At 73.6% G+C, this 12,772-nt stretch carries 8 protein-coding genes; 4 read left to right on the top strand and 4 right to left on the bottom strand.

What is annotated here, in order from left to right; genetic code table 11:
- The first annotated feature begins 32 nt into the window (after window positions 1–32).
- A complete protein-coding gene (locus IF43_RS0130410; protein ID WP_030208122.1) occupies window positions 33–3,197 on the top strand; it encodes a sacsin N-terminal ATP-binding-like domain-containing protein in 3,165 nt (1,054 codons plus the stop codon).
- Between the two features lie 87 nt (window positions 3,198–3,284).
- Here the strand turns inward: IF43_RS0130410 and IF43_RS38425 are convergent, their stop codons facing one another.
- The 3 genes from IF43_RS38425 to IF43_RS0130395 all read right to left on the bottom strand — a co-directional run bounded on the left by IF43_RS38425 (window position 3,285) and on the right by IF43_RS0130395 (window position 8,644).
- Window positions 3,285–5,579, bottom strand: coding sequence for a hypothetical protein (locus tag IF43_RS38425; protein ID WP_158939564.1), 2,295 nt, complete (start codon window positions 5,577–5,579; stop codon window positions 3,285–3,287).
- A 117-nt stretch (window positions 5,580–5,696) separates the two neighbouring features.
- Window positions 5,697–8,237 (bottom strand): HAD-IC family P-type ATPase, encoded by a 2,541-nt coding sequence (locus IF43_RS0130400; protein WP_078910578.1) that lies wholly within the window; start codon window positions 8,235–8,237, stop codon window positions 5,697–5,699.
- A 53-nt stretch (window positions 8,238–8,290) separates the two neighbouring features.
- Window positions 8,291–8,644, bottom strand: coding sequence for a DUF2530 domain-containing protein (locus IF43_RS0130395; RefSeq protein WP_037890734.1), 354 nt, complete (start codon window positions 8,642–8,644; stop codon window positions 8,291–8,293).
- 175 nt (window positions 8,645–8,819) lie between these two features.
- Between IF43_RS0130395 and IF43_RS0130390 the strand changes: the two genes are divergently transcribed.
- Window positions 8,820–10,274: an NCS2 family permease gene (locus tag IF43_RS0130390; protein WP_030208109.1), complete on the top strand. Its 1,455-nt coding sequence runs from the start codon at window positions 8,820–8,822 to the stop codon at window positions 10,272–10,274.
- 37 nt (window positions 10,275–10,311) lie between these two features.
- On the opposite strand, the gene IF43_RS0130385 is transcribed toward IF43_RS0130390, so the two are convergent.
- Entirely contained in the window at window positions 10,312–10,494 is a 183-nt protein-coding gene (locus tag IF43_RS0130385) for a hypothetical protein (RefSeq protein WP_030208107.1), read from the bottom strand.
- A 177-nt stretch (window positions 10,495–10,671) separates the two neighbouring features.
- Between IF43_RS0130385 and IF43_RS0130380 the strand changes: the two genes are divergently transcribed.
- A complete protein-coding gene (locus IF43_RS0130380; protein ID WP_030208105.1) occupies window positions 10,672–11,109 on the top strand; it encodes a MarR family winged helix-turn-helix transcriptional regulator in 438 nt (145 codons plus the stop codon).
- 26 nt (window positions 11,110–11,135) lie between these two features.
- On the top strand, window positions 11,136–12,488 hold the full coding sequence (locus IF43_RS0130375; protein ID WP_078910577.1) for an MFS transporter: 1,353 nt from the start codon (window positions 11,136–11,138) through the stop codon (window positions 12,486–12,488).
- Window positions 12,489–12,772: the final 284 nt, after the last annotated feature.

Genomic DNA, 12,772 nt, shown 5'->3' with positions numbered 1-12,772 from the left:
GCGAGCGGCAGGCAGCGGTAGGAGGCGACGGCGTGACCGGACGAGCGACGGCGGCCCAGGGCGGCGTGGACCCCTTCGGTACCGCGCGGCTGCGGCGAGGGGTACTCGACGCGTGGGGCGCCAGCCCCGCCCGGTTCCGTGAGGACGCGAACGCCGAAGAGGACCTCGCGCTGGGCGGCTACCGCGACCGACTCGTGGTCGAGCTGGCGCAGAACGCGGCGGACGCGGCGGCCCGGGGCGGTGTCGACGGCCGGTTGCGGCTCACGCTCCGGGGCGGCCTGCTGGCCGCCGCCAACACCGGCGCGCCGCTGGACGCCACGGGAGTGGAGTCGCTCAGCACGCTGCGCGCCTCCGCCAAGCGCGGCAGCACCGACGGCGGCAGCGTCGGCCGCTTCGGCGTCGGCTTCGCCGCCGTCCTCGCGGTCAGCGACGAGCCCGCCATCCTCGGCCGGCACGGCGGCGTCCGGTGGTCCCTGGCCGAGGCCCGCGAGTTGGCCCAGCAGGCCGCCACGGGCAGCCCCGGCCTCGGCGACGAACTGCGCCGCCGCGACGGCCACGTGCCGCTGCTGCGGCTGCCGCTGCCCGCCGAGGGCACCGCCCCCGAGGGGTACGACACCGTGGTCGTCCTCCCGCTGCGCGACGGCGGTGCCGAGGACCTGGTCGCCCGGCTGCTCGCCGGTATCGACGACGCCCTCCTGCTCACCCTGCCCGGACTGCGCGAGGTGGTCGTCGAGACCCCGGAGGGCGTCCGCACGCTGACCCGGCGCACCGACGGCCCGTACACGGTCATCGACGACAGCGCGAAGGGACCCACCCGCTGGCGCACCGTCCGCCGTTCCGGGCCCATCGAGCCCGCGCTGCTGGCCGACCGCCCCGTCGAGGAGCGGCTGCGCCCGCACTGGACCGTGTCCTGGGCCGTCCCGGCCGACGCCGAGGGCGCGCCGGTGCGCCCCGACACCGCGCCGGTGGTGCACGCCCCCACCCCGACCGACGAGCCGCTGGGCATCCCGGCCCTGCTCATCGCCTCGCTCCCGCTGGACACCGCACGCCGCCACCCCGCGCCCGGCCCGCTGACCGACTTCCTGGTCCAGCGCGCGGCCGACGCGTACGCCGAGCTCCTCGCCGACTGGCAGCCGGTGACCACCGCCCTGGTGGACCTGGTGCCCGGGCCGCTCGGCAAGGGCGAGCTCGACGGCGCCCTGCGCGCCGCCGTCGTGGAGCGGCTGCCGCGCACCGCGTTCCTCGCCCCGGCCGTGCCCTCCGAGGAACTGACCGCGCTGCGCCCGTTCGAGGCGGAGGTCGTCGAGGGCGCGGGCGCCGACACGGTGCGCGTGCTCGCCGAGGTGCTGCCCACCCTGCTGCCCGCCGGACTGGAACGGCGTACCGAGCTGCGCACCCTGGGCGTGGGCCGGCTGCCGCTGGGCGACGCCATCGAGCGGATCGCGGGCATCGAGCGGCCCCCGCACTGGTGGTACCGGCTGTACGACACCCTGGCCGGGGTGGACCCGGACCGGCTGTCCGGCCTGCCCGTGCCGCTGGCCGCCGGGCCGGCCAAGGAGGCCGGGTGGGAGCCCGCCGCCCACCCCGAGGAGGAGGGCGGAGCCGCCGAGGGCGCCGTGCCCACCACCATCGGCCCCCGCCACGTCCTGCTGCCCGGACCCGACACGCCGGCCGGGCTGACCCGCCTCGGCCTCAAGGTCGCCCACCCCGACGCCGCGCACCCGCTCCTGGAGAAGCTGGGCGCGCTGCCCGCCTCCCCGCGCGCGGTGCTGACCACGCCCCAGGTGCGGGCCGCGGTGGCCGCCTCGCTGGACGCGGAGGACATCTGGGACGAGGACGCGCTGGAGCCGGAGGAGCTCGCCGAGGTCGTGCTCGGCCTGGTCCGGGACGCCGGTCTGGAGCCGGGCGACGAGCCCTGGCTGGGCGCCCTCGCGCTGCCCGACGAGGACGGCGAGCCGGCCCCGGCGGCCGAACTCGTGCTGCCCGGCTCGCCGTTCGCCGCCGTCATGCGTGAGGGCGAACTGCCGACGGTCGACGCCGAGTTGGCCGAACGGTGGGGAGCTCAGCCGCTCGTCGCCTGCGGCGTGCTCGCCAACTTCCAGCTGGTGCGCGCCACCGACGTGGTCCTCGACCCGGACGAACTGGAGCCGCGCGAGGGCGACTTCCCCGAGCCGGACGACGCCGGCCTGCTCGACCTGGTCGACGTGTGGTGCGAGGACCTGCTCGACCAGCTGCCCGAGACGCCCGTGCCGCCGGTGGCCACCGAGATCGTGGCCGTCCGCGACCTCGACCTGGTCGACGACGACGCCTGGCCGCAGGCCCTGGCCCTGCTCGCGCAGCCGCCGCTGCGGGACGCGCTGACCCAGCCGGTACGGGTACTGCTCCCGGACGGCACCACGCAGTCCGTACGCCCGTACACCGCGTGGTGGCTGCGCGACCACCCCGTGCTCGACGGCCGCCGTCCGGCCGGACTCCGGGCGGCCGGCGGGGACCCGCTGCTGGAGGGGCTGTACACCTCGGCCGCGGTCACCGGCTTCGAGGACGAGCAGGTGCTGCGGGCGCTGGGCGTCCGGACCTCGGTGGCGGCCCTCCTCGACGAGCCGGGCGGTGCGGCCGAACTGCTCGGCCGACTCGCCGACCCCGAGCGCGAGGTGTCGGCACGTCAGCTGCACGCGCTGTACGGGGCACTGGCCGACCTCGACCCCGAGCAGGTGACCCTGCCGGAGGAGCTGCGCGCGGTGGTCGACGGAGAGCTGCGCGTCGTGGACGCGGCCGACGCGGTGGTGGCCGACGCGCCCGACCTGCTGCCGCTGTCCGCGGGCCTGCCGCTGCTGCCGGTGGCCCCGGCGCGGGCGGCGGACCTGGCGGAGCTGTTCCAGGTGCGGCGGCTTTCGGAGATCCTGAGCGCGGAGCCGGCCGACGGCGGTGAGGAGCGGCGGGTGCCGGAGTCGGTGCGGGTGCTGCTGGGCGCGGCGACCCCGGACTCGTACGTCGAGCACGAGGAGCTGGTCGCGGACGGGGTCGAACTCGACTGGCGCCGCACCCCCGACGGCGTGCTGCACGCGGCGACGCTGGAGGGCGTGGCGGCGGGGCTGGCCTGGGCGGCGGGCCAGTGGCCGCGCCGCTTCGAGGTGGCGGCCCTGCTGGAGGACCCGTCCCGGACGGAGGAACTGGCCCGGGACCGCTGGTTCGACTGACGCCGGCCCCACCCCGTCTCACGCGGTGCCAGGGCCGGCCCCACCCCCCCGTCTCACGACGGCGCCAGGGCCGGCCCCGCCCCCCACTCACCGCACGTCGACGTTGTCCACGCTCGAGTAGCAGGACGCCGAGGCCGAGGTGCCGGCGTACTTGAGCCGGTAGCCGCCGTCCACGGTGGCCTTCGCGGTCACCTTCACCGCGCCCTTAGCGTCCGTCGTGCCGGAGCCGAGCACGGTCCACGTCGTCGACCCGGCCTTGCGGAACTGCAGTTCCACCTTCTGCCCCGCGAGCGCGGTGGAGGCCCCGTACTCCCACGCCGAGCCGGTGAGCCTGCCGGTCACGGTCACGGTCGCCCCCGGGTCCACCGGCTCGGGCGCCGCGTCCACCGTGAGGGCGGAGGACCGCTTGATGGCGCCCGTGCCCGGGACCGGCCCGCTGAAGAAGCTCTTCCCGTCCTCGGCGAACGCCCAGGCGGCCGCCGACCAGGTGCCGGCCAGCTTGTTCAGCCCGATCCGGTCCCGCCCGCTGACCGGGATCGCGGCGACGCAGTCGTACGTGCTGCTCGCCGGGCGCTTCACGCAGTCGGCGGGGACGGACTCGTTCACGATGCCGTCGGGGGAGTCGTAGGAGCCGTGGTAGAGGTACACGCCGGCCGCGGAGATGCCCGACGGGTCGGTGGCGGTGAAGGTGGCCGTGACGGCGCCCTGCCCGGTCAGGCGGGGTACGAACGTCTTGCCCTCGTTGACCACGACGGTGCCGACGGAGGTGGCGCCGACCTTGAGCGCGTTCTCGGCGGCGGGGCCGCCGAAGGCGCGCAGCACGGTCTGCGTGACGGCGCCGCCCGCGCTGTCCGTGCCGCTGACCCGCAGGGCCACGAACGCGGCGTCGGCCGGGACCGTGACCGTGTACGTGCCGGGGGTGCCGGCGGCGGGGGCCACGACCCACGTGGCGCCGTCGTCCTTGGAGTACTCGACCTTGGACAGGGTCGCGGTCGTGCCCTCCACGCGCGGCACCAGGGAGGCCTTGACCTGGACCGGGCCGGCGGCGGCCCGGTTGCGGGCGTCTAGCCCGCCGACCGTCAGCCGCGGGTCGGCCACCGGCAGCTTCCCGGTGCCGGTCCCGCCGCCCGGCAGGGCGCTGCGCGGGAAGCTCCAGTCGGTGGACACCCGCGAGGACAGCCGGCTCTGGGCGCCGGCGCGCAGGACGGTGTGGTTGATCTTGAAGCTCGTGTACGAGGCGGCCGCGTCCACGGTGTACGTGTCGTACGGCGAGAGCACCGAGGACGCGCCGAGCACCGTCGCGCCGCTGGTCACCCGGTACGTCGTGCGGGACTCGTTGTCGAGTCCCTCGTGCCCGTAGGCGTCGGACAGCGAGGCCGACTCGTTGAGCGAGAAGGTGCCGTCCGCGTACCCGGAGGCGGTGAACTGCGCGGCCCGGTTCGTGAAGGGCGCGCGGCCCACGTACTCGGTGGCCCCCGCGTCGCCCGCGGGGAGCTCGAGGTGCGGCAGGGACACGGAGTGCGGCCCGTACTCCAGGTAGCGCTCGAAGCGGGCACCCGGCGTGAGGTAGTGGGTGTACGAGACGGCCAGCGGCACGGCGGTGTCGAGGTAGGTGCCGCTCTGGCTGCCGTCCTCGGTGGATGCCGTGCCCCAGAGGGTGGCGCTGATGCCGGCGCCCTGGGCCCGTACCGAGGTCTGCTGCCTCGCCAGGCCGGCGGTGGTGACGGCGACGACGGGGGAGGCCGGGCTGCCGTCGTGGAACTGGTGGAAGAGGTCGTACCGGTAGGGGCTGGGGCGGTTCTGGCCCGCGCCCTTCTTCTGCAGCACCTGGTGCACGTTGAGGGTCAGGCCGGCCAGCGTGATCGGGGCAGCGGAGAGCTGCCTGCCCCAGCCGACCTGGAAGGCGGCGGGCTGCCCGTCGGGCAGCGTGTACCAGGCGTCGGTCATGACCGGGCCGGCGCCCGGGTCGTCGACGGTGAAGCCGGTCGGCTCGGCGAGGTCGGCGTCGAGGGTGACGGTGGTGGCGGCCGAGGCGACCTTGAACGTCTTGGGGACGAAACCGGTCCTGACGGTCCAGTCGGTGTAGTTGGCGATGGTGAGGTAGTCGCCGGCCGGCAGCGCGACGGTCCCGGAGTCGGCGCCGTCGGCCACCGGGACGTCGTACTCCTTCCACGTGGTGCGGTCCCACACGTGGATCTCGGACTGCGTGCCCGCGGCGTGTAGCAGCTGGACCTTCACCGCGTACGTGGCGGCCGCCCCGGCCGGCTGCGCGCCGAGGCCCGCGCCCGCGGTGAGCAGGGCGAGCGCCCCGGCCAGCGCCGCGGCCGACCGCACTCCGCGGCCCCCGTCTTCTCTTCTGCTGCCCCTGTTGGTTCCGGCCATGGTGGCGTGCCCCCTACCTCTCGATGCGGCGCGCACAGCGTAGGGCGCGGGCCGATCGATGGGGAGGCGGGGTCCGGATCCGTTACCAGCCCGGGAACTTGTACCGCTGCCGGCCGGTCAGGCCGGGAACCTGCGGTCCACCCACCGGAAGGTGAACTCGACCGCGGCGGCGCCCGCCGCGGCGACGGCGACGGCGGTCCAGGGCATGATCGTGCCCACCAGCCTCAGCTGGAAGAAGTCCTGGAGCCACGGCACGACCAGCACGACCAGGAACGCCCCGCCCATCGCCGCGACCAGGGCCACCCGCCACCACGTGTACGGGCGGGCGATGATGGCCAGCACCCACATCGACACCAGGAACAGCGTCAGCGTCGCCGCACTGGTCTCGGCGTCCAGGGCGCCGGGGCCGCTGTAGTGGTGGCGGGCCAGCAGGTACGTGACGAACGTGGCCACCGCCGCGATGGCGCCGCCCGGGATCGCGTACCGCATCACGCGCCGGACGAAGTGCGGCCGGGCCCGCTCCTTGTTGGGGGCCAGGGCGAGGAAGAACGCGGGCACGCCGATGGTCAGGGTGGACAGCAGCGTCAGGTGGCGGGGCAGGAACGGGTACTCCACCTGCCAGCACACCACCAGGAGGGCCAGCAGCACCGAGTAGACCGTCTTGACCAGGAACAGGGTCGCCACCCGCGTGATGTTCCCGATCACCCGGCGGCCCTCGGCGACCACCGAGGGCAGGGTCGAGAAGCTGTTGTTCAGCAGCACGATCTGCGCCACCGCCCGGGTGGCCTCGGACCCGGAGCCCATCGAGACGCCGATGTCGGCGTCCTTGAGGGCCAGCACGTCGTTGACGCCGTCGCCGGTCATGGCGACGGTGTGGCCGCGGGACTGGAGGGCGCCGACCATGTCCCGCTTCTGCTGCGGGGTGACCCGGCCGAAGACGGTGTTCTTGTCGAGCTCCTGGGCCATCTCGGGCCGCTCGGCGGGCAGGGAGCGGGCGTCGACGGTGTTCTCGGCGCCGGGCAGGCCGAGCTTGGCGGCCACGGCCGAGACGGAGATCGCGTTGTCGCCGGAGATGACCTTGGCGTGCACGTCCTGCTCGCCGAAGTACCGCAGGGTGTCCGCCGCGTCCGGCCGCAGCCGCTGCTCCAGGACGATCAGGGCGGTGGGCTTGGCCCCGCCGGCCACGTGCGGGTCGTCCAGTTCGCGCGCGGAGCGGGCCAGCAGCAGGACCCGCAGCCCGTCCTCGTTGAGGGCGGTGACCTCGTCGAGGGCCGGATCGCCGGGCGGCAGCAGCACGTCGGGTGCGCCCAGCAGCCAGGTGGACGTGTCGCCGTCGCCCTCGCTGAAGCTCGCGCCGCTGTACTTGCGGGCGGAGGAAAAGGGCAGGGACTCGGTGCAGCGCCAGTCCTCCTCGTCCGGGTAGGCGTCGATGACGGCCTGCAGGCTGGCGTTGGGGCGCGGGTCGGACTCGCCGAGCGCGCCGAGGACCTTGCGCACGTATCCCGGGTCCGCCCCGCCCAGGGTGCGCAGCTCGGTGACGTCCATGCCGCCCTCGGTGAGCGTGCCGGTCTTGTCGAGGCAGACGACGTCCACCCGGGCCAGGCCCTCGATGGCGGGCAGTTCCTGGACCAGGCACTGCTTGCGGCCCAGCCGGACGACGCCGATGGCGAAGGCCACGGAGGTCAGCAGCACCAGGCCTTCGGGGATCATCGGGACGATGCCGCCGACGGTGCGGGCGATGGCGTCGTCGAGGTCGTTCCCCTTGACCACGAGCTGGCTGATGATCAGACCGATCGAGGTCGGGACCATCATCCAGGTGACGTACTTGAGGATGGTGGAGATGCCGGAGCGCAGCTCGGAGTGGACGAGGGTGAAGCGGGAGGCCTCCTCGGCGAGCTGGGCGGCGTAGGCCTCGCGGCCGACCTTGGTGGCGGTGAACGCCCCGCCGCCGGCGACCACGAACGAGCCGGACATGACCGGGTCGCCGGGCTTCTTCAGGACCGGGTCGGCCTCGCCGGTGAGCAGGGACTCGTCGATCTCCAGGCCGTCGGCCTCGCCGACCACGCCGTCGACGACGACCTTGTCGCCCGGGCCGAGTTCGATGACGTCGTCCAGGACGATCCCGGAGGTGGAGATCTCGGCGGTCCGGCCGTCGCGCCGGACGGTGGGTTTGGCCTCGCCGATGACGGCGAGCCCGTCGAGGGTCTTCTTGGCGCGCAGTTCCTGGACGATGCCGATGCCGGTGTTGGCGATGATCACGAAGCCGAACAGGCTGTCCTGGATCGGCGCCACGAACAGCATGATCAGCCAGAGCACGCCGATGATCGCGTTGAAGCGGGTGAAGACGTTGCCCCGGACGATGTCGGTCGTGGAGCGGCTGCTGCGGACGGGTACGTCGTTGACGGCGCCGCGGGCGACGCGCTCGGCGACGGCCGTCGCGGTCAGGCCGCCCGCCCGGAACAGGGGGGCGGGGGGCGCGACGGGGTGGACGGGGTCGAGTTCGGCGCCCGCGTCGATCGCGGCACCGGCGATCGCGGCACCGTCGATGGCGGCACCGGCTTGGGTCGCCGCACCGGAGCGGGCGCCGGCGCTGCTGCCGCCGCCGCTGCCGCCGCCCGGCTCGGGTCCTTCGGTGTCGATCTTCGCCCGCTGCGTCATGGTTTCGACGGTACGGTCGGTCGGCGCCCTTCACCCCCCGAGCGGTGTGAAGATCAGACTTCGGTATGACCCGAATCGTCCTGCGGGCCGGCTCCCGGTCCGGCCGGCCCCGCGGCCGCTCCACCGCCCGCTCGGCCCGCCGCCGCCCCGCCCGCCCCCGCTTCGGCCGCGTGCCGCTTGAGCGCCGCGTCGCGGGCCCGTACGTACTTGATGCCGATCAGGCCGAGCGCGCCGCCGGCCGCGCAGGTCCACACCCACCACAGCAGGTCGCGGTCGGCGAACCAGCCGTAGAAGGGGAGCTGCACCAGGAACATGGCGAACCAGAGGATCGTGCCGCCCGTGATCGTGGCGACCACCGGCCCTTCGAGGGGCTCGGGTGCTTCGTGCTTGGGGGTCCACTTCGCCATGGGCAGCAGTCTAGAAGGGCGTACCAAGGGTCTACGCGCGGAGATGGACGCCCCTTCGTTCATGTGTTCATACTGAAACGGTTTGCCCGTGGCCGGTTCACTTCGTAGCAACCGCCAAGGTCGCAGCGCGGCGACCACTCGTACGGGACCATCCCGCTCCACTCCCGAGGACCGCATGACGACGTCGGCCCCCACCGTGGCCCCCGCCTCCACGCCTTCCCCGCAGGGCACCGGGTCCGCCCTGGACCGCTACTTCCGGATCTCGGAGCGCGGTTCGACCGTGGCCCGCGAGGTCCGCGGCGGCTTCGCCACCTTCTTCGCGATGGCGTACATCATCGTGCTGAACCCGATCATCCTGGGCAGCGCGAAGGACATGTACGGCCACCAGCTCGACGGCGGCCAGCTGGTCACCGCCACCGTGCTGACCGCGGCCCTGACCACCCTCCTCATGGGCGTCATCGGCAACGTGCCCATCGCCCTGGCGGCCGGCCTCGGCGTGAACACCGTCGTGGCCCTCCAGCTGGCCCCGCGCATGAGCTGGCCCGACGCCATGGGCATGGTGGTCCTGGCCGGCGTCGTGGTGATGCTGCTGGTGGCCACCGGCCTGCGCGAGCGGGTCATGAACGCCGTGCCGCTCGGCCTGCGCAAGGGCATCGCGATCGGCATCGGCCTGTTCATCATGCTGATCGGCCTGGTGGACTCCGGCTTCGTCTCCCGCATCCCGGACGCCGCCCACACCACCGTCCCGCTGCAGCTCGGCGGCAACGGCCACCTGCTCGGCTGGCCGGTGCTGGTCTTCGTCGCCGGCGTACTGCTGACCCTCGCGCTGCTCATCCGCAAGGTGCCGGGCGCGATCCTCATCTCGATCGTCGTGATGACGGTGGCCGCCGTGGCGATCCAGCTGGTCGCGGACCTGCCGGGCCAGGCCTGGGGCCTGACCGTCCCGCAGTGGCCGGGCAACCCGGTGGCCGCCCCCGACTTCGGCCTGGTCGGCCAGGTCAGCCTGTTCGGCGGGTTCTCGAAGGTCGGCCTGCTGACGGGCCTGCTCTTCGTCTTCACCGTCCTGCTGTCGTGCTTCTTCGACGCGATGGGCACGATCCTCGGCGTCGCGGACGAGGCGAAGCTGAACGACGCCGAAGGCAACCTGCCGGGCATCAACAAGGTCCTGATCGTGGACGGCCTCGCGGTCGCCGCGGGCGGCGCGACCTCCTCCTCCGCGAACACCTGCTTCGTCGAGTCCACGGCCGGCGTCGGCGAGGGCGCCCGCACCGGCCTCGCCAGCGTGGTCACCGGCGCGCTCTTCGCCGTGGCCCTCTTCCTGACGCCGCTGGCCACCATGGTCCCGTCGCAGGCGGCCACCCCCGCGCTGGTCGCGGTGGGCTTCCTGATCCTCGCCGGCTCGGTGAAGGACATCGACTGGAGCGACTTCACCATCGCGGTGCCGGCGTTCCTGGCGATGCTGATGATGCCGTTCACGTACTCGATCACCAACGGCATCGGCATCGGCTTCATCGCCTTCACCGTGCTGCGCCTGGCCGCCGGCCGGGGCCGCGAGGTCCCGGCAGCGATGTACGTCGTGTCGGCGGTCTTCGTCTTCTACTACGCGATGCCGGCCCTCGGCCTCACGTGAGCCCGTCGCTACGGGCTCACGTCGACCCGCCCCGGCGTCACGTGAGCCCGTAGAACTTCTCCGTCTCGTCGACGCACGCCTTGAAGCGCTCGTCGAAGTCGTCGCGAACGAGCGTCCGGACCACGTAGTCCTGGACGCTCATTCCGCGTTTCGCGGCGTGGTCCCGGAGTCGGGCCAGCAGCTCCCCGTCTATGCGCATGCTGAGCACGTGTGTCCCCATGGGCACAGGGTCGGGGCGGACACCGTGTACGCGTGTCACTTTCGGGAGCGGGCTCACCCGTATGAGTGATGATCGGGCGCCGGATGTGTGGTGCGGCACGGGGGCCGGATGTGTGGTGCGGCACGGCAGACGTAATCCGGTGTTCTTTAGTCAGGCTAATGAGCTACGCTAAGGAACATGCTCGACCTCTCCCATGGCGACGACGCTGCCGCCGTGAACGATCTCCGCTCCGCCGTCATGCGGCTGGGCCGGCGCCTGAAGCACCAGCGCGTCGACGAATCGCTCAGCCCCACCGAAATGTCGGTGCTCGGCACACTCGCCCGCTGCGGCTCGGCCACCCCCGGTGAGCTGGCCCGCCGCGAGCACGTCCAGCCGCCGTCGATGACCCGCATCGTCGCGCTGCTGGAGGCCAAGGGACTGGTCCGGCTGGAGCCGCACCCGGACGACCGCCGCCAGAAGGTGGTCAGCCAGACAGAGGTGGCCGAGGCGATGCTCGAGGAGAGCCGCCGAAAGCGCAACGCCTTCCTGGCCCGGCTCGCGGCCGAGCTCGACGAGGACGAATGGGCCAAGCTCCGCGCGGCCGCGCCCGTCCTCGAGAAGCTCGCCCACCTGTAAGGAACGAGCCCAGGAGGCGAAGCCCCTTGAGTACGGGAACCGGAGCAGACTCCGCCCCCGGACCGAATCGAACCACTACCCCCACCCCCTCCCCGCCGGCGCGCAAGAACACCATGTTCAGCTCGCTGCGCATCCGGAACTACCGGCTCTTCGCGACCGGCCAGGTCGTGTCGAACACCGGCACCTGGATGCAGCGCATCGCCCAGGACTGGCTGGTCCTCTCCCTGACGGGATCGGCCTCCGCGGTCGGCATCACGATCGCCCTGCAGTTCCTGCCGATGCTCCTCTTCGGCCTCTACGGCGGCGTCCTCGCCGACCGGCTGCCGAAGCGGCCCCTGCTGGTGGCCACCAACACGGCCCTGGGCCTGACCGGTCTCGCGCTCGGCGCGCTGACCGTCACCGGACACGTACAGGTCTGGCACGTGTACCTCGCCGCCTTCCTGGCGGGACTGATCACGGTCGTCGACAACCCGGCGCGCCAGACCTTCGTCGCCGAGATGGTCGGCAAGCGGCAGCTGGCCAACGCCGTCAGCCTCAACTCCGCGAACTTCCAGTCCGCGCGGCTGGTGGGCCCCGCCGTCGCCGGCGTGCTGATCTCCGCCGTCGGGTCCGGATGGGCCTTCCTGCTGAACGGGCTGTCCTTCGCCGCCCCGATCGCCGGCCTGCTGCTCATGCGCACGCGCGAGCTGCACCCGGTCGAACGGCAGCCGCGGGCCAAGGGCCAGCTGCGCGAGGGCCTGCACTACGTCGCCGGCCGCCCGGAGCTGGTCTGGCCGATCGTCCTGATCGGCTTCGTCGGCACCTTCGGGTTCAACTTCCCGATCTGGCTGTCGGCCTTCACCGACGACGTCTTCCAGGGCCAGGCGGGCCTGTACGGCCTGCTCAACACGCTCATCGCGGCGGGCTCGCTGGCCGGCGCCCTGCTCGCGGCCCGGCGCGGCCTCGCGCGGCTGCGGCTGCTGGTCGTCGCGGCGGTGCTGTTCGGCGCCGTGCTGACGGCGACCGCCTTCGCGCCGGGGTTCTGGCTCTTCGCGGCCCTGCTCGTGCCGATCGGCGCGTTCGGACTCACGGTCAACGTGACCGCGAACTCCAGCGTGCAGATGGCGACCGACCCCGAGATGCGGGGGCGGGTCATGGCCCTGTTCATGATGGTCTTCACCGGCGGTACGCCGCTGGGCGCGCCGCTGCTGGGTTGGGTCACCGACACGTACGGCGCCCGCATCGGCATGGCGGCGGGCGGCCTGGTGTCGCTGGCCGCGGCGGTCGGCGTCGGCCTGGTGCTGGCCCGGGTGGGCCGGCTGAAGCTGCGGCTGGACCTGCGTCCGGGGCGGCCCCACGTGACGTTCGTGCCGCGGGAGGGGTTGGCCGCGGCGGCGTAGGGGCGTAGGGGCGTAGGGGCGTAGGGGGCGGTGCGGCGTAGGGGCGTAGCGGCGTAGGCGGCGGAGTGGGGGCTCTGGCTCGCTTCGGGGGGTGGCCCGGTGTTGGGGCCTGCTGCTCGCTTCGGGGGTGGGTCCCGTGGTGTGTGGGTCCCCTCGGCGGTTGACAGGGGCGGCCTGCAGGCCCTGCGGCAGGCCCACCCCGAGGGCTTTGGGGCTTCGCCCTGGCCTGCGGCCACCCTCGGCCCGGGCCTGCCTCCGAGCCAGCCTGCCACCCCTGTCAAGCG

This window comes from Streptomyces sp. NRRL S-87, assembly GCF_000719335.1.
Classification (GTDB): domain Bacteria; phylum Actinomycetota; class Actinomycetes; order Streptomycetales; family Streptomycetaceae; genus Streptomyces.
This window is presented reverse-complemented; position numbering and strand designations above follow the sequence as displayed.

Bases quoted from the DNA above. Each gene is read 5' to 3' on its own strand.
- IF43_RS0130390 (WP_030208109.1), top strand. From the start codon at position 8,820: ATGACGACGTCGGCCCCCACCGTGGCCCCCGCCTCCACGCCTTCCCCG.
- IF43_RS0130400 (WP_078910578.1), bottom strand. From the start codon at position 8,237: ATGACGCAGCGGGCGAAGATCGACACCGAAGGACCCGAGCCGGGCGGC.
- IF43_RS0130385 (WP_030208107.1), bottom strand. From the start codon at position 10,494: ATGGGGACACACGTGCTCAGCATGCGCATAGACGGGGAGCTGCTGGCC.
- IF43_RS0130395 (WP_037890734.1), bottom strand. From the start codon at position 8,644: ATGGCGAAGTGGACCCCCAAGCACGAAGCACCCGAGCCCCTCGAAGGG.
- IF43_RS0130380 (WP_030208105.1), top strand. From the start codon at position 10,672: ATGCTCGACCTCTCCCATGGCGACGACGCTGCCGCCGTGAACGATCTC.
- IF43_RS38425 (WP_158939564.1), bottom strand. From the start codon at position 5,579: ATGGCCGGAACCAACAGGGGCAGCAGAAGAGAAGACGGGGGCCGCGGA.